Here is a 16,545-nt window from a genome sequence, read left to right on the forward strand (position 1 = left end):
GGGAATGACGGACTCCGCACAGCTTCGCGTCGACCTGTTGACCCGGGAGTACCCGCCCGAGGTGTATGGCGGCGCCGGGGTGCACGTGGAGTACCTGGCCCGTGAGCTGCGCCGGCTCGCCGACGTGCGGGTGCACTGCTTCGGCGCGCCGCGCACCGAGCCGGGCGTCACCGCGTACGCCGAACCGGCGGGCCTGGGCGGCGCGAACGCCGCGCTGCGGACGATGGGCGTGGATCTGGAGATGGCGGCGGCGTGCGCCGGCACCGACGTGGTGCACAGCCACACCTGGTACGCCAACCTGGCCGGGCACACCGCGAAGCTGCTGCACGGCGTGCCGCACGTGGTGACCGCGCACAGCCTGGAGCCGCTGCGGCCGTGGAAGGCCGAGCAGCTCGGCGGCGGCTACGCGCTCTCGTCCTGGTGCGAGCGCACGGCCTTCGAGGCCGCCGACGCGGTCATCGCGGTCAGCGAGGGGATGCGGCGCGACGTGCTGACCGCCTACCCTGCGGTGGACCCGGAACGGGTCCGGGTGGTCTACAACGGCATCGACACCGACGAGTACTCCCCGGACCACGGCACCGACGTGGTGGACCGGCTCGGCATCGACCCGGCCCGCCCGAGCGTGGTGTACGTCGGGCGGATCACCCGGCAGAAGGGGCTGCCCTACCTGCTGCGCGCGGCGCGCGACCTGCCCGCCGACGCCCAGCTGGTGCTGCTGGCCGGAGCGCCGGACACCCCGGAGATCGCCGCCGAGGTGGAGGGCCTGGTGGCCGAGCTGCGGGCGGGCCGCTCGGGCGTCGTCTGGGTGGCCGAGATGCTGCCCAAGCACGAGGTGATCCAGGTGCTCACGCACGCCACGGTCTTCGTCTGCCCGTCGGTCTACGAGCCGATGGGCATCGTGAACCTGGAGGCGATGGCCTGCGAGACGGCGGTGGTGGCCACCGCGACGGGCGGCATCCCGGAGGTGGTCGTCGACGGCGGGACCGGGCTGCTGGTGCCGATCGAGCAGGCCGCCGACGGCTCCGGCCGGCCGCTGGACCCGGACCGGTTCGTCGCCGACCTCGCGGCCAGGGTCAACGAGGCGCTGGCCGACCCGGGGCGCGCCACGGAGTTCGGGCTCGCCGGCCGGCGCCGGGCCGTCGAGCAGTTCTCCTGGGACGCCGTGGCGCGGCGGACGCTGGAGGTGTACCGGTCGGTGGGCGCCGCCGGCTGACGCCGCGCGGGAATCGATCTCGCGCAGTAGGTTGGCGGGGTGACTGGACGGTTTCCGATCGAAGACGTCTCCCCCGTCGTCTCCTGCGGTCGCTACCCGGCCAAGGCGGTGGTGGGCGAGCCCGTGCCGGTGTCGGCCCGCGCCTACCGCGAGGGGCACGACGCGCTCGGCTGCAACGTGGTGTGGCTGGGCCCCGACGGACGGGCCCGGCCGTTCACCCGGATGCGCCCCGGCGAGCCCGGCCAGGACCGCTGGCACGCGGTCATCCGCCCGGACGCGGTCGGCGAGTGGGTGTTCACCGTCGAGGCGTTCCAGGACCCCTACCTGACCTGGCAGAACGCGGTCACCAAGAAGCTCGCCGCCGGCCAGGGGCCGGCGGAGCTGGCCAACGACCTCGCCGAGGGCGCCCGGGTGCTGACGGCCGCCGCCGCGCTGGTGCCGGCGGGCGACGTCGACCGGGTGTCGGCGGCGGTGGCGGCGCTGCGCGACGACCGGCTGCCGTTGCCCCGGCGGGTCGCCCCGGCGCTGGAGCTGGCCGGCCTGCTCTGGGCGCACCCGGTCCGGGAGCTGGTCACCACCGGCGCGGAGCACCGGCTCTGGGTGGACCGCCCCCGCGCGCTCTTTTCCGCCTGGTACGAGTTCTTCCCCCGTTCCGAGGGGGCCGTCCCGGCCACCGTCGACGCGCCGGCCCGCTCCGGCACGTTCGCCACCGCCACCGAGCGCCTGCCGGGCGTCGCCGCGATGGGCTTCGACGTGCTCTACCTGCCGCCGATCCACCCGATCGGCCGGGTCAACCGCAAGGGCCGCAACAACTCGCTCACCGCGGGGCCGGACGACGTCGGCTCGCCGTGGGCGATCGGCGCCGCCGAGGGCGGCCACGACGCCATCCACCCCGACCTGGGTACGCCGGAGGACTTCCGGGACTTCGTCGCCGCCGCCGCCGAGCAGGGCCTGGAGGTGGCGATGGACCTGGCGTTGCAGTGCGCGCCGGACCACCCGTGGGTGACGGAGCACCCGGAGTGGTTCACCACCCGGGCCGACGGCAGCATCGCGTACGCGGAGAACCCGCCGAAGAAGTACCAGGACATCTACCCGCTGAACTTCGACAACGACCCGGAGGGCATCCGGGCGGAGATCCTGCGGGTGGTGCTGCACTGGGTGGGCGAGGGCATCCGGATCTTCCGGGTGGACAACCCGCACACGAAGCCGTTCGACTTCTGGCACTGGCTCATCGGCGAGGTGAAGAAGGTCGAGCCGGACGTGCTCTTCCTCGCCGAGGCGTTCACCCGGCCGGCGATCATGCACGGCCTGGGCAAGATCGGCTTCACCCAGTCGTACACGTACTTCACGTGGCGCACCTCGGCGGCCGAGATGCGGGCGTACTGCGAGGAGCTGGTCGCGGCGGCCGACCACATGCGACCCAACTTCTGGCCGAACACGCCGGACATCCTGCACTCCTCGTTGCAGCACGGCGGCCCGCCCATGTTCAAGATCCGGGCCGTGCTGGCCGCGTTGCTCTCCCCCTCCTGGGGCATGTACGCCGGCTACGAGCTGTTCGAGCACGTGGCCCGCCCCGGCGCCGAGGAGTACCTCGACAACGAGAAGTACGAGCTGCGCCCGAGGGACTGGGCGGGCGCGCAGGCGCAGGGCCGCTCCCTGGCGCCGTTCATCGCCACCCTGAACCGGGTACGCCGGGAGAACCCGGCCCTGCACCAGCTCCGCAACCTCGTCTTCCACGAGATCGACAACCCGGCGCTGCTCTGCTGGTCCAAACACGACCCGGACACCGGCAACACGGTCGTCGTGGTCTGCTCGTTCGACGCGCAGGGCGTGCAGTGGGGCAACACCACGCTGGACATGCCGGCGCTCGGCTTCGACTGGCACGACCGGTTCACGGTGCACGACGAGCTGACCGGCGCCAGTTACGACTGGGGGCAGCACAACGCGGTGCGTCTCGACCCGTACCTGCAACCCGCGCACGTGCTGACCGTGCGGCGGCCCGCTCCCCCGGCCGGCCCGGCGGCGCAGGGCCTGACCGTCGAGAACGTTCCCGACGACCTCTCGGGCGGCACCGCCCCCACCGCTTTCGCGCAGGAGGACGACCCCCGATGGACGAGTTGATCGCCGGCGCGACGCACGACCCGCACGCCGTCCTCGGCGCCCACCCGGCCGGCGGGCGGACGGTCGTCCGCACGCTGCGCCGCGGCGCCGCCGACGTCGCCGTCCTCGTCGACGGCCGGCGGCACCCGATGCGTCGGGTGCACGACGTCGGCGTGTTCGAGACCACGGTGCCGGGCGAGGTGCTCGACTACCGGATCGAGGTCGACGGCCGGGTGCACGACGACCCGTACCGCCACCCGCCCACCGTCGGCGAGCTGGACCTGCACCTGATCGGCGAGGGCCGGCACGAGCGGCTCTGGGAGGCGCTCGGCGCCCGGGTCCTCGACGAGGGCGTCGCGTTCGCCGTCTGGGCGCCGAACGCGCGCGGCGTCCGCGTCGTCGGCGACTTCACCGGCTGGGCCCCGGACGACGGCTGGCCGATGCGCTCGCTCGGCGCCAGCGGAGTGTGGGAGGTCTTCGTCCCGGGCGCCTCGGCCGGCACCCGCTACAAGTACCGCATCCTCGGCGCCGACGGGCACTGGCGGGACAAGGCCGACCCCCTGGCGGCGTACGCCGAGGTGCCGCCGGCCACCGCGTCGGTGGTGCACCGGTCCACGTACGAGTGGGGCGACGCCGCCTGGCTGGAGCGGCGGGCCCGACGGCAGCCGCACCAGGAGCCGATGAGCGTCTACGAGGTGCACCTGGGCTCCTGGCGGCCCGGGCTGGGCTACCGGGAGCTGGCCGAGGAGCTGACCGCGTACGTCACCGGGCTGGGCTTCACGCACGTGGAGTTCCTGCCCGTGATGGAGCACCCGTTCGGCGGCTCCTGGGGCTACCAGGTCACCGGCTACTTCGCGCCGACGTCCCGGTTCGGCGACCCGGACGACTTCCGCCACCTGGTCGACACCCTGCACCGGGCCGGGATCGGCGTGCTCCTGGACTGGGTGCCGGCGCACTTTCCCAAGGACGAGTGGGCCCTCGCCCGCTTCGACGGCACCCCCCTCTACGAGCACCCCGACCCGCGCCGGGGCGAGCACCCGGACTGGGGCACGTACGTCTTCGACTTCGGCCGCCGCGAGGTGCGCAACTTCCTGGTCGCCAACGCGCTCTACTGGTGCGAGCAGTTCCACGTCGACGGGCTGCGGGTCGACGCGGTGGCCTCGATGCTCTACCTGGACTACTCCCGCCCCGAGGGGCAGTGGTTGCCGAACCGGTACGGCGGCCGGGAGAACCTGGAGGCGATCGCGTTCATGCAGGAGGTGAACGCGACGGTCTACAAGCACCACGCCGGGGTGGTGATGATCGCCGAGGAGTCCACCGCCTGGCCGGGGGTCACCCGCTCCACCGACGCCGGCGGGCTCGGCTTCGGTTTCAAGTGGAACATGGGCTGGATGCACGACACCCTGCTCTACACCTCGAAGGACCCGATCTACCGGCAGCACCACCACCACCAGCTCACGTTCTCCCTGGCGTACGCCTGGAGCGAGAACTACGTGCTGCCGATCAGCCACGACGAGGTGGTGCACGGCAAGGGTTCCCTCGCGGGCAAGATGCCGGGCGACACCTGGCAGCGGCTGGCCACCGTCCGCGCCCTGCTGGCATACATGTGGGCGCACCCGGGCAAGCAGCTGCTCTTCATGGGCTGCGAGCTGGCCGACGACCGGGAGTGGAGCGAGGAGCGGGGGCTCGACTGGCACCTGCTGCACGACCCGGCCCGCGCCGGCGTGCAGCGCCTCGTCGGCGACCTGAACGCGGTCTACCGGGACACCCCCGCGCTGTGGGCGCAGGACACGGAGCCGGCCGGCTTCCGCTGGATCGCGGGCGACGACGTCGCCAACAACACCGTCTCGTTCGTGCGGATCGCCCCCGACGGCGCGACCCTGGTCTGCGTGGCGAACTTCTCCGCCCGGCCGCTGACGGACTACCGCGTCGGGCTGCCCGCCGGCGGCACCTGGGCGGAGGTGCTCAACACCGACTCCCTCCACTACGGCGGGTCGGGGGTGGGCAACCTGGGCGAGGTGCACGCCGAGGACGTGCCGTGGCACGGCCTGCCGGCGTCCGCCGCGCTCCAGGTGCCGCCGCTCGGCGTGCTCTGGCTCCGCCACGAATGAGCGCCCGGCGTCTCCCCCGGGATGCCGTCAGTGAACCTGCGATTCGTCGTACGGCATACCGTCCCACAAGGTGTTCGCACGCTCGCGGATGACCGCGAACACCGGCCGGGACAGCACGACGTCACCCGCCCGCTGCACACGCATGATGATTCCTAGCTCGTCGGCTCCCGGATCGCCTTCCGGCGCGTATTGCGGCGCAATACCGCGCGACAGCATGTAGTCGAGGAACTGCTGCTCCAACTGGGACGGCACGCGTCCCACCAGCCTCACCCCGTCCAGGGTGACCTGTGGGCCGTACCGCGCATCGGCCACGACGCAGAACAGACCCTCGGACTTGCCGTAATAGGCCGTCACGGCCGTTGCATATGCAGGCACGCACGCATTGCGGAACTCGGCCTTCTGCGCCTGGTCTATGTCGTGGTGGGCGGTGGAGACGGTTGCTGCGAACCCGCTCAACGCCGCAGCGGCCTCGTCATGGCGCATACCGAACCGCAACGGTCCCACGCTCACCGATGGCGTGTACGTCCACTGCTCTCGCTGAGACTCGGTCAGAACATCCCAAGGGCCTGCCATAAGCCAGGTAGTTTTCCTCTCATTGCCGACAAAGTCACGCACGACCATGGAGCCTCTACCAGGGCTACCGCGCCAACCTATAGTGGCCGGGCTGCTCCCGGTCCTTCCCGCCCTGGGGGAGCCCGTCGCTTGGCCGCATCACCCGCTGCACCGACGGTTCAGGGCGCGACTTCCTCCGCGACCCAAAGACCGCGACCTTGTAGCCCAACGACCAGACCGCGAGTCTGAAGAACAATGATTGCTCTCTGGACTGTGGTCACGCTGACCTTGTAAAGATCCGCGAGCTCTTTGTAGGTCGGCAGACGCTCGCCCGGCGCATACTCGCCGATCTTGATGCGGGCCGCGAGGTCTTCGGCTACCTCGCGGTATCCGCCGGTGGGTATGGGCATGTGAAGGTTCCTTCGTTCGGCACCTCCATCGGATCACGCGGGTTACCCGCCTTCAAGACCAACATTGCCTTAGGTACTAAAGGTCTCTAAGGTTGCGCGTGTGACGAGGTTCCTTCGTTCGGCAAGCGGCGGGCCGCGTCACGAAGCCGTCCAGGGGGAGCACGACGCAGGGACTCTGCCCCCTTGGGCGGGCCTACTCACGAGCGCGGCGGAAGGTGCCGACTGTGCCGATCGATGAGCCGGCGTCCAAGGCGACCAGGTTGTTCATGGCGAAGCGGATCCTTGAGACTCACTGGACCCGGGCACTCGACCGCCCCTGGCGGGTGGGTGGCTGCCTGGAGTGCCAGGGTCCCGACACCTGCCCGCAGCTCGACTGGGCGTTGGAACTCGTGGCGGATGTCGCCTCAGTGATCTTTCAGAAGCGATGACCCGTGCACCGCGACTGAGCGGACCGTTCCCAGGGGACGTCAGGACGCCCCGGGGAACGGCGCGCTCAGAGCCGGGTGATCCGGACGGCGTCGGCGACGACGTAGCCCTGCGCGCTCGTCCACCGGCTCACCCCGACCACGGGGCGCTCCCCCGCGGCGAGCTGGTAGGTGCCCAGCACCCGCCACTGCCCGCCGCCGGACCGCTGGTCGACAGTGACCGTCACGGTCCCGTTCGCCGTCACCACCAGGTAGGGCGTGGCGCTGTTGTAGCCGGGGTCGGCCGGGTACCAGACCTCGACCCGGTAGCTGTCGGTGGCGGGCAGCGCCGCGCTGAACCAGGCCGGGTCGCTGACCGCCTGCGGGCTGGCGTAACGGTAGTTGGCGCCGTAGCGCGCCGAGGAGTACGACGAGGTGCCCCAGGTGGCGGCGGCGGTGAAGCCGCCGGCGGTGGCGTTGTCGACGATCACGCTGAACGTCCCGCCGGCCGCCGTCACCAGCCGCACGTTGCTGGCCGCGCTCTCGTGGTGCAGCCGGTCCAGCGCGGTCACCAGGTACCGGTACGTGCCGCCGGCGGCGGCGGTGGCGTCGGTGAACATCCCGGTGCTGCCCGAGGCGCGGACGGTGCCGAGCAGGTGCCGGCCATCGGCGAGATCGCAGGGGTCGACCGCGCCGTCGCCGGGCAGCCGGTACACGGCGTACGCCGTGGTGCTGCCCGTGGCGCCGCGCTGCCAGCTCAGGGCCACCCCGCCGGTGCCGCGCACCGCCGAGGTCAGGTTCGGCGCGGCGGGCGCGGCGCCGCCCAGCCCGGCGGCGAGGGGCACCAGCGCCGGCCGGCGGTAGTGGTCGGCCACGAGCCGGCTGACCGCGCCGATCCGGTCGGCGCGCACGTCCTTGGCGCTGAACTGGATGTCGCCGACGACGCGGGGGTACGCGCGGTTGAGCGTCAGGTGGTCGGTCAGCTCGGCCGGATCCTGCCAGGCCGCGTCCTGCCCCGCCGCGCCCGCGCGGTAGGTGCCCTGCCCGACGAGCAGTTGGACGTCGGTGCCGCTCACCGTCTCGGACCACCAGCGCACCAGCTCCGCGTAGTCGGCCGCCGGGTGACCGATGTGCCAGTAGAGCTGCGGGGCGATGTAGTCGACCCAGCCCTGGCGCACCCAGCGTCGGGTGTCGGCGTAGATCGCGTCGTACGACTGGAGGCCGGTGGTGCGCGAGCCGAGGGGGTCGGTGCCCGCGTTGCGCCAGATGCCGAACGGGCTGACCCCGAACTTCACCCACGGCTTCGCCGCGTGGATCTTCGCGCCCATCTCCTGCGCCAGCAGGTTGACGTTGTTGCGCCGCCAGTCGGCGATGTTGCCGAAGCCCGCGCCGTACTGGGCGTAGGTGGCCTGGTCGGGGAAGGCGACCCCGCTGACCGGGTACGGGTAGAAGTAGTCGTCCCAGTGCACAGCGTCGATGTCGTAGCGGCGGACGGCGTCCATCATCGCGTCCTGCACGAAGGCGCGGACGGCGGGGATGCCGGGGTTGTAGTAGAGCTGGCCGCCGTAGGCGACGGTCCAGCCCGGGTTCTTGCGGGCCGGGTGGTTGGCCGCCAGCCTGGTGAGGTCGGTGTGGTTGGCCACCCGGTACGGGTTGAACCAGGCGTGGAACTCCAGGTTGCGGGCATGCGCCTCGGCCACCATGAAGGCCAGCGGGTCGTAGCCGGGGTGGGTGCCCTGGGTGCCGGTGAGCCACTGCGACCAGGGCTCGTACGGTGACGGCCAGAACGCGTCGGCGGCGGGGCGGATCTGCACGACGACGGCGTTCATCCGCTGCTGGCGCGCCAGGTCGAGCCAGGACCGGTACTCCGCCTGCTGGGCGGCCGGGGTCAGCCCGGTGCGGCTGGGCCAGTCGATGTTCGCCACGCTGGCCATCCACATGGCCCGGGACTGCCGCTTCGGGGTGGCCGGATCGGTCACGCAGGCCGCCTGGGCGGCCACCGGCACCGTGTCCGGCCCTGGCCGGGAGACGGGGGCGCCCGTGGGGGCGGCCGCGCCGAGCGTCAGCGCCGCGACCAGCGCCGCGCCGGGAAGGAATCGACCAAAGTCTCTGCGCACGAAAAGATATTCAGCCCTGTCGAGCTGCTACGCAAGTATCCTTCACAACTTCACCGTTCGGGGGTCGCCCCGCGGCCCACGGCGAGGATCGCCCGGCACACCCGGTGGGCGCACCACATGGGCGCCGCCGCGGCCGCGCAGCGGTCCCGCCAACCGACGGCATAGCCAGCCTTACGCTAGGCCTTCCCACCAGATCCGGCGACCGCGATACCGATCATCACCAGCCCGAACAGGATTCCTACTATCGGGACATACAAACGGCCGCCCTGCACAATCCTGCGGTTGAAGACGCCGACCAGGGACACGACGACGACTATCACGCCGAAGACGAGGGCACCCTCTGGCTGAGGATTCTCGCTGATTCCCGCGACCAGAATGTCACTCATCGTCAGACCAGGCCGGCGTCGCGCAGCAGCTTCCACAGGCCGGCGCCGTCGGGCGCGGAGAGCCACTTCTGCCCCACCGGCCCCGCGGAGGAGCTGCCGGCCGGGGCGGGCAGGCTACCGGCCAGCACCGCCTGGGTGGGCGAGAGCCGGCGGATCGCCACCCCCGCCACGTTCTGCGGGTGGGCGGCCGCGAACTCGCGGTAGATCTCCGGGTCGTGCTGCCCGTCGTCGCCGACCAGCAGCCACTTCACGTCGGGGAACTCCTTGGCCAGCCGGGCCAGGGTGGCCCGCTTGTGCTCCCGGCCGCTGCGGAACCAGCGGTCCGCGGTCGGCCCCCAGTCGGTCAGCAGCAGCGGCCCGGCCGGGTAGAGGTGCCGGGACAGGAACCGGGTCAGCGTCGGCGCGACGTTCCAGGCGCCGGTCGACAGGTAGAAGACCGGCGCGCCGGGGTGCGCGGTGGCCAGCCGCTCGTAGAGCACCGCCATGCCGGGCACCGCCGTCCGGGCGTGCTCGTCGAGGACGAAGGTGTTCCAGGCCGCGAGCAGCGGGCGGGGCAGCGCGGTCACCATGACCGTGTCGTCGATGTCGGAGACGATGCCGAAACGCACCTCCGGGTCGAGGATGCGCACCGGCGCCTCGACCGGCTCGGCGTCCGGCAGGCTGATCCGCACCGCGCCCCACCCCGGCGACAGCTCCGCCTCGACCACGGTGTCGACGAAGCCGCTGCGGTCGGCCTGCGCCTCGTGGCACACCCCGCCGGCCTCGACGGTCACCGTCACGTGCTTGGCCGGCAGCGTGGTGAAGCTGCGCCAGCCGCGGACCTTCTCCAGCCGGCCCCGCTGGCGGGTGTCCGGCCGCCCCAGCAGCACCCGGCACATCACCCGCACCCAACCGGGCGCGCCGTAACCGGCGTACGCGATGATGTTGGTCCGCCAGCCGGTGCGCCGCAGCCGACGCTCGACCAACGCGTGCACGGCGTCCTCGATCCGCGCGGCCCGGTGCAGGTTCGGTACGGCCAACTGGCCAGCGGGAGTGGGTGGCACGTCAGCAACCCTGCCACAACCCGGCGGCCTCGGCCACGCGCGGCGATCTTCGCCGGCCGCCGGCTGCGCCGATCCGCCCCGCCCGGCCCCGGCGGCGTGTAACACTCCGGTCGGGACGACGACGGGGGCGTTGGTCGTGTCGCAACCAGTACGCAAGCGTGGGCGGTGGCGCCCGCAGCTCGACCGGCCGGCGCTCGTCGCGCTGCTGTTGGGGCTCGCCGGGGTCGGCTACCGGCTGGTGCTGACCCTGCACACGGTGCCCGTCTCCAACAGCGACGAGGCCACCTTCGGGCTGGCCGCGATGCACATCGCGCAGGGCCGCGAGCTGCCCGTCTTCCTCTACGGCCAGCGCTACATGGGCGTGTTGGAGTCCTATCTGGCGGCGCCGCTGATCGCGGTCGCCGGGCCGAGCTGGCCGCTGCTGCGCCTGCCGCTGCTGGTGCTCTACGCCGTCTTCCTCTGGCTGATTCACCGGCTGACCCGGCGGATCTGCTCGCCCTGGTTCGCCACCTTCGTCGTCGGGCTGCTCGCCCTCGGCGGGGAGCGGGTGGTCCGGGACCAGTTGACGGTGGTCGGCGGCCGGCCGGAGGTCAAGGTCGCCGTGCTGCTGATGCTGCTGGTCGTGGTGGGACTCGCCCGGGGCACCGTGCGGCACCGCCGGCTGGCCGTCGGGCTCTTCGGCCTGCTCGCCGGGGTGGCCGCCTGGTCGGACTGGCTGATCCTGCCCTACCTGGGGGCGGTCGCGCTGGCGCTGCTCTGGGTGGCCCGCCGGGAGCTGCTCGGCTGGGCCGGGGTGCTGCTGCTGGCCGGGTTCGCCGTCGGGATCGCGCCGATGGTCCGGGACAACCTGGTCGCCCCGCCCGGCGAGGACTCGCTGTCGGTGTTGCGCGAGGTCAGCACCCGGGCCGGGCCGACGCCGCCGTGGAGCCGGCGGCTCGACGGCGGGCTGCTGGAGGGGGTGCCGCTCGCCGGCGGCCTCTGCCCGGTGGACGGCTGTTCCCGCTGGCAGGGGTGGTTCGGCCTGCTCTACCCGCTGCTGCTGGTGGTCGCCGCCGCGCTCGCCGTGGTCGCGTATCGCCGGGCCGCGGGCACCTCACCCGGCCGCCGGGTCGGCCCGGTGGTGCACCTCGCGCTGGTCGTGGGCGCGGCGCTGACCCTGCTGTCGTACGTGCGCAGCCCGCTGGCCGCCACCAGCCCGCTGGACAACGCCCGGTACCTGTCGGTCCTCCAGCTCTCCCTGCCGGCGGTGCTGTGGCCGCTCTGGCTGGCGGCGGTCGCCTGCTGGCGGGGCACGGTCGGGGCGCTCGGCCGGCTGGCCGGGGCACTCGCCACCGCCGTGCTCGCCGCGCTGACCGCGACCGTGCTGGTGGTCACCGTGCAGTTCGCCGCCACCGGCACCGAGGCGTCCCGGGTCGAGGAGCGGCAGGCCCGCGAGTTGGCCGACCGGCTCCGTGCGGGCGGCCCGCACGAGGTGTACGGGGACTACTGGACCTGCAACCGGCTGATCTTCAACACCGACGAGTCGGTGGTGTGCGCGGTGCTCGACGGCGAACTCACCCCCGGGCAGAACCGCTATTCCGCGTACTGGCGGCAGGTGGGGCGGGCCGACCGGCCCGGGTACGTGCTGGCGGCCGACTCGGCGGCGGAGAGGCGGCTGCGCCGGCTGCTCGGCGACCGGGCCGACGCGGCGCTGCTCGCCGAGGTGGGCGGGTATCGCGTGTACCACCCGGAGACGCCGGTGCGGCCGTGGCGGTAGGGACGGGCCGTACGCTGGCCGGGCCGGCGCGCGGGCGCCGCGTCGAGGCGAGGAGTCACCGATGCTCATCCTGCTGCCGCCCTCCGAGGGGAAGGCCGACGCCGGCACCGGCCGGCGGCTGGACCTCGCCCGGCTCTCCCTGCCGGAGCTGACCGGCGCCCGGGAGGAGGTGCTGGCCGCGCTGGTGGCGCTCAGCGACGGCGGCGACGAGGAGGCGGCCCGGGCGGCGCTGGGGCTCAGCGAGGGCCAGCGCGGCGAGCTGCGGCGCAACGCCCGGCTGCGGGTGGCGGCCACCGCCCCCGCCGAGCGGCTCTACACCGGCGTGCTCTACGAGGCGCTCGACCTCGCCTCGCTCCCGCCGGCCGCGCAGCGGGCGGCTCGCCGGTCGGTGCTGATCAGCTCGGGCCTCTGGGGCGCGGTACGCCTCACCGACCGGATCCCGCCCTACCGCTGCCCGGTCGGGGCGCGGCTGCCGGGAGTGGGCGCGCTGTCGGCGTACTGGCGGCGGGCCCTCGCGTCGGCGATGGACGCCGCGGCCAACGCCGGGCCGGTGCTCGACCTGCGCTCCGGCGCGTACGCGGCCACCTGGGCGCCCCGCGGCGAGGTGGCCGCCCGCACCGTGACGGTGCGGGTGCTGCACGAGCGGGAGGTCGACGGAGTGCCCGTCCGGTCGGTGGTGAGCCACTTCAACAAGGCGACCAAGGGTCGGCTGGTGCGGGACCTGCTGACCGCGGGCGCCCGGCCGCGCTCGGCCGACGGGCTGGTTGCCGCGCTGCGCGACCTGAAGTACACGGTGCTGGAGCAGCCCGTGCCGTCCCACCGGCCACGCCAGGTCGACCTGGTCGTCACCGAGCTGTAGGGCTGCCGCAAGATTTCCTCAAGGCTGGGGCGGATCGGTTTCCCCGTCGGCGTCTTCGGGCCACCGTAGGGGGACCCCGACGCCGACAAGGAGTGCCTGAGTTGGCTCCCGAACCGATCCTGCTCGACCGGCCGCGCCTCCCGTCGACCCCGCCGCCGCTGGACTGGCTGACCCTGGCCGACGCGTTCGAGGCCGCCTGCCTGCTGCGCTGCATGCCCCCGCCGGCCGTCGCCGGCGCCCGCCGCCCGGTGCCGCACCACCGCCCGGCGACCGTCGAGTTCAACCGGGAGGAGGCCGCCCTGCGGTTCCGGCAACTGCTCGGCCGGTTGGACGTCCCGATCGAGCACGAGGTGACCGTCGGCGGGCTGCGCCGCCGGTACGAGCTGCACCGGCTCTCGGTGCCCCCGGCGGACCGGCCGGCGTACGCGCGGACGCTGGAGGCCGGCTGGCGGCAGGGCCGGCGCGAGCTGCTGGGCGGCCCGGTCCCCGGCGCGTCGACGGCGCGGCGGGTGTGGCGGCCCCGGCTGGCCGCGGCGGCCTGGCGGGCCGCCCTGCTCGCCGGGGGGCGGCACGTGCGCCGGCACATCCTCGGCGTCCGGCTCACCGACCGGGAACTGGCCGCCGTCCTGGTGCGCGGGGCCGCTCTGCTGGACGTGCCGGCGCTGCTGCGCCCCGGCACCGGGTGCTTCCTGGTCTGCGTCGCCGACGGCCCGGACCGCGAGCGGATCCTGCACAGCGCCGCGCTGGAACCCGCCCGGGCGGCCGTGCCGGCATGACGGCCGGATGACCGCGACCACCGCGCGGTCCGCGTCTGGCGGGGCACCGGCGGGCCGCCCGGGGCCACCGTTCCGACCTCGGTCGCGGACCGCAGCGAACTGATCCCCACCGTCGACCCGGCGCCGGGGCCGTAGTCCGACCGGTGGGCCCCGGGTTGCGGTGACGGCCCGCGCGGCGCAGAGTGCAGCCCGTGAGTCGAACCCGGTCCTGCCGCGCCCGCGCCGCGCGCCCGTCGTCCTGGTTCCGACCTGGCCGCCCGCGCGCCGGCCGCCCGGCGGCGCTGCTGTCGCTGCTGCTGGTGGTGACGCTGCCCGGCCTCGCCGGCTGCCAGGACTCCCCCGAGCCGCCGGTGCGGATCCGGATCGCGACCGGCAGCCCGACGGCGGTCTACCACGCCTTCGGCCGGTCGCTGGCCGACATCCTCAACCGGGAGATGCCGAACGTCGAGGCCAGCGTGGTGGTCACCGCCGCCTCGGCGGAGAACGTCCGGCTGGTCGGCTCGGGCGAGGCCGAGCTGGGATTCACCCAGGCCGACGTGCTGCCGGCCGCGCCGGCGACGCACCCGTCGGTCGTCGCGGTCGCCCGGGTCTACGACGACCTGCTGCACCTGGTCACCACCGCCGGCGGGCCGGTCCGCACGCTGGCCGACCTGCGTGGGCGGCGGGTCTCCGTGGGCGCCCCCGGCTCCGGCACCGAGATCACCGCCTCCCGGCTGCTGGAGGTGGCACGCCTGGGCGGCGACCGGGTGCACCGGGAGCGGCTCGGCCTCGACGACTCGGTGGCGGCGCTGCGGGCCGGCACGATCGACGCGTTCTTCTTCTCCGGCGGGCTGCCGGTCAGCGCGGTGAAGCAGCTCGCCGACGACAGCGCGACCCGGATCGTCGACCTCGGCGAGTGGACCGAGCTGCTGCGCGGCAGCAACCCCCAGGTCTACGTCTCCCGGGACGTCCCCCGCTCGGTGTACGGCACGGACCCGGTCACCACCGTGGCCAACCCGAACTTCCTGATCGTCCGGGCCGACCTGCCGGAAGCGCTGGTCCGGGAGGTGACCCGGTTGCTGATGGAACGCCGGCAGGAGCTGGCCGCGGCGCATCCGGCCGCCGGCCGGATGAGCCCGCGCTCGGCCATCGCCACCTCCCCGCTGCCGCTGCACCCCGGCGCCGCCGGCTGGTACCGCGCCGCCAAGCCCTGACCCTGGCGGCCGACCGCCGGCCGGCGGCGGTCACGGGCGATCAGGAGGACCTCGGTCGGACGGCGGCGACGTCACCCGGGCGGGGCGTCACCCGGGCGGGGCGTCACCCGGTCGCGGCGTGCCCCGGTGCGGCGGGGACCGGTGCGGCGGGGACCGGTGCGGCGGGCGCGTCGACGGGCGGTGCGGGAGCGCCGGCGGGGACCGGCTCGGCCGGATCCGTCGGGTCCCTCGGGTCTGCCGGATCCGCCGGGGTCGAGGCCGGGAACCAGAGGCCGGCGACCAGGCCGCGCGGCTCGCCCCGGCGCATGGTGAGCCGCCCGTCCGAGGCGTCGACCAGCACGGCGACGATGGTGAGGCCCAGCCCGGCGCCGTCGACGTTCTGCACCTCCGGCGCCCGCCAGAACCGCTCGGTCGCCTGGCCGAGCTGGCTCTCCGTCATGCCCGGGCCGGTGTCCCGGACCTCCAGCGCCGTCCCGCCCTCGTGGTGCCGCACGGTCACCGTCACCGCCCCGCCGGCGCCGCTGAACTTCACGGCGTTGTCGATCAGTGCGTCCAGGGCCTGGTCGATGGCAGTCGGCACGGTCCGCGCGTACGCCGGGGAGTCCTCCGCCGCGAGCCGGAGGGTGACCGACCGGTGCCGGGCGAGCGGCTCCCACGCGGCGACCCGGGACGCGGCCACGGCCGCCGCGTCGACGGTGACCCGCTGGTTCTCCCGCCGCTCGGCGCGGGCCAGGGTCAGCAGCGCGTCCAGCACCAGGGCCAGCCGGTCGGTCTCCTCCAGGGCCAGCCGGTGCTCGGCCTGGCCGTCCGGGTCGGTCAGGCCCAGCCCCAGCTCCTCCACCCGCAGGCGCAGCGCGGTCAGCGGGTTGCGCAGCTGGTGGCTGGCGTGCGCCACGAAGGCGCGCTGCCGGTCCATCACGTCGGAGACGACGTCGGCCATGTGGTTGAAGCTGGTCGCCAGCCGGCGCAGCTCCGGCGGGCCGAGCCGGTGCTGCACCCGGGCGCCGCGGTCCCCCTCGGCGATCTCGTGGGTGACCGCGTCCAGCTCGGTGACCGGGCGCAGCACCCAGCCGGCCAGCCCGAACGCCGTGAGCACGCAGGCCAGGACGGCGAGCAGCCCCGTCCCGGCCAGCACCAGCCACCAGACGGTGACCGCGCGCCGGACCGAGTCGGTCGGGGTGGCGGTGACCACCGCCCCGAGCACCTCACCGCCGTCGTTGATGGGCACCGCCACCACGATCGGCCGGTCGACCCACGGCCAGACCGACTCCGGCCCACTGGCCTGCTGGCCCGAGAGCGCGGTGTCCAGCGCCTCGCGGGTCCCCGCGGCCGGCCGCCAACTGTCGGAGGCCGCCACCGTCCGGCGGTCCCGATCGACCACCGCCGCGCCGATCCCGTACAGGTCGTCGTAGCTGCGCAGCTCGTTGTCGAGCGGGCCGGGGGTCCCGCCGCGCAGCGCCGGACCGGCCAGCGAGGCGAACCGGGTGGCGTCGGCGAGCCGGTCGGCGCGTACCCGGTCGGTCTCCCGGGTCGCCAGGGTTATCGCCAGCGGGGTCTCCAGCGCGATCAGCACCAGCACCATCAGCAGCAGGTAGCTGATCACCAGTCGACGTCGCACGGCGTCA

14 protein-coding genes are annotated in these 16,545 nt (G+C 74.0%); 8 read left to right on the forward strand and 6 right to left on the reverse strand.

Annotated elements, in window-relative coordinates; translation table 11 throughout:
- The first annotated feature begins 4 nt into the window (after window positions 1–4).
- From glgA to glgB, 3 genes are read left to right on the forward strand one after another with little or no spacing between them, the layout of a single operon-like run.
- Window positions 5–1,213, forward strand: a complete 1,209-nt coding sequence (glgA, locus tag ACZ6Q9_RS17830) for a glycogen synthase (RefSeq protein ID WP_396830191.1) — start codon at window positions 5–7, stop codon at window positions 1,211–1,213.
- A gap of 39 nt (window positions 1,214–1,252) precedes the next feature.
- Window positions 1,253–3,334 (forward strand): alpha-1,4-glucan--maltose-1-phosphate maltosyltransferase, encoded by a 2,082-nt coding sequence (locus ACZ6Q9_RS17835; protein ID WP_396830192.1) that lies wholly within the window; start codon window positions 1,253–1,255, stop codon window positions 3,332–3,334.
- Window positions 3,322–5,424 (forward strand): 1,4-alpha-glucan branching protein GlgB, encoded by a 2,103-nt coding sequence (gene glgB / locus ACZ6Q9_RS17840; protein WP_396830193.1) that lies wholly within the window; start codon window positions 3,322–3,324, stop codon window positions 5,422–5,424. Before ACZ6Q9_RS17835 ends, glgB begins: the two co-directional genes overlap by 13 nt.
- Before the next feature lie 27 nt (window positions 5,425–5,451).
- Here glgB and ACZ6Q9_RS17845 read toward each other — a convergent pair whose 3' ends face one another.
- Together ACZ6Q9_RS17845 and ACZ6Q9_RS17850 are read right to left on the reverse strand one after the other, a co-directional pair.
- A complete protein-coding gene (locus tag ACZ6Q9_RS17845; RefSeq protein ID WP_396830194.1) occupies window positions 5,452–5,934 on the reverse strand; it encodes a hypothetical protein in 483 nt (160 codons plus the stop codon).
- Between the two features lie 221 nt (window positions 5,935–6,155).
- Entirely contained in the window at window positions 6,156–6,386 is a 231-nt protein-coding gene (locus ACZ6Q9_RS17850) for a winged helix-turn-helix domain-containing protein (RefSeq protein ID WP_396830195.1), read from the reverse strand.
- Between the two features lie 224 nt (window positions 6,387–6,610).
- On the opposite strand from ACZ6Q9_RS17850, the gene ACZ6Q9_RS17855 reads away from it, so the two are divergent.
- Complete coding sequence (locus ACZ6Q9_RS17855; RefSeq protein WP_396830196.1) at window positions 6,611–6,814, forward strand: hypothetical protein; 204 nt, start codon at window positions 6,611–6,613, stop codon at window positions 6,812–6,814.
- 65 nt (window positions 6,815–6,879) lie between these two features.
- On the opposite strand, the gene ACZ6Q9_RS17860 is transcribed toward ACZ6Q9_RS17855, so the two are convergent.
- The 3 genes from ACZ6Q9_RS17860 to ACZ6Q9_RS17870 all read right to left on the reverse strand — a co-directional run bounded on the left by ACZ6Q9_RS17860 (window position 6,880) and on the right by ACZ6Q9_RS17870 (window position 10,336).
- Window positions 6,880–8,907, reverse strand: coding sequence for a family 10 glycosylhydrolase (locus tag ACZ6Q9_RS17860; RefSeq protein WP_466021413.1), 2,028 nt, complete (start codon window positions 8,905–8,907; stop codon window positions 6,880–6,882).
- Window positions 8,908–9,083: 176 nt separating this feature from the next.
- The gene (locus tag ACZ6Q9_RS17865; RefSeq protein ID WP_396830197.1) at window positions 9,084–9,293 is read right to left on the reverse strand and encodes a hypothetical protein; all 210 of its coding nucleotides are present in this window, start codon (window positions 9,291–9,293) and stop codon (window positions 9,084–9,086) included.
- Between the two features lie 2 nt (window positions 9,294–9,295).
- Window positions 9,296–10,336, reverse strand: a complete 1,041-nt coding sequence (locus tag ACZ6Q9_RS17870; RefSeq protein WP_396830198.1) for an App1 family protein — start codon at window positions 10,334–10,336, stop codon at window positions 9,296–9,298.
- 136 nt (window positions 10,337–10,472) lie between these two features.
- Here ACZ6Q9_RS17870 and ACZ6Q9_RS17875 point away from each other — a divergent pair, with 136 nt between their 5' ends.
- The 4 genes from ACZ6Q9_RS17875 to ACZ6Q9_RS17890 all read left to right on the forward strand — a co-directional run bounded on the left by ACZ6Q9_RS17875 (window position 10,473) and on the right by ACZ6Q9_RS17890 (window position 14,920).
- On the forward strand, window positions 10,473–12,092 hold the full coding sequence (locus tag ACZ6Q9_RS17875) for a hypothetical protein (RefSeq protein ID WP_393452458.1): 1,620 nt from the start codon (window positions 10,473–10,475) through the stop codon (window positions 12,090–12,092).
- Window positions 12,093–12,153: 61 nt separating this feature from the next.
- Window positions 12,154–12,951, forward strand: coding sequence for a peroxide stress protein YaaA (gene yaaA, locus ACZ6Q9_RS17880; protein WP_393452455.1), 798 nt, complete (start codon window positions 12,154–12,156; stop codon window positions 12,949–12,951).
- A 101-nt stretch (window positions 12,952–13,052) separates the two neighbouring features.
- Window positions 13,053–13,727, forward strand: a complete 675-nt coding sequence (locus ACZ6Q9_RS17885; RefSeq protein ID WP_393452452.1) for a hypothetical protein — start codon at window positions 13,053–13,055, stop codon at window positions 13,725–13,727.
- 191 nt (window positions 13,728–13,918) lie between these two features.
- Window positions 13,919–14,920: a TAXI family TRAP transporter solute-binding subunit gene (locus ACZ6Q9_RS17890; RefSeq protein WP_393452449.1), complete on the forward strand. Its 1,002-nt coding sequence runs from the start codon at window positions 13,919–13,921 to the stop codon at window positions 14,918–14,920.
- 103 nt (window positions 14,921–15,023) lie between these two features.
- On the opposite strand, the gene ACZ6Q9_RS17895 is transcribed toward ACZ6Q9_RS17890, so the two are convergent.
- The gene (locus tag ACZ6Q9_RS17895) at window positions 15,024–16,538 is read right to left on the reverse strand and encodes a sensor histidine kinase (RefSeq protein WP_393452446.1); all 1,515 of its coding nucleotides are present in this window, start codon (window positions 16,536–16,538) and stop codon (window positions 15,024–15,026) included.
- Window positions 16,539–16,545 lie beyond the last annotated feature (7 nt).

This window comes from Micromonospora sp. NPDC049139, from assembly GCF_055586845.1.

Excerpts from the sequence above, each read along its gene's own strand:
- glgA (WP_396830191.1), top strand. The coding sequence starts at position 5 with ATGACGGACTCCGCACAGCTTCGCGTCGACCTGTTGACCCGGGAGTAC.
- glgB (WP_396830193.1), top strand. The coding sequence starts at position 3,322 with ATGGACGAGTTGATCGCCGGCGCGACGCACGACCCGCACGCCGTCCTC.
- ACZ6Q9_RS17850 (WP_396830195.1), bottom strand. The coding sequence starts at position 6,386 with ATGCCCATACCCACCGGCGGATACCGCGAGGTAGCCGAAGACCTCGCG.
- ACZ6Q9_RS17865 (WP_396830197.1), bottom strand. The coding sequence starts at position 9,293 with ATGAGTGACATTCTGGTCGCGGGAATCAGCGAGAATCCTCAGCCAGAG.
- yaaA (WP_393452455.1), top strand. The coding sequence starts at position 12,154 with ATGCTCATCCTGCTGCCGCCCTCCGAGGGGAAGGCCGACGCCGGCACC.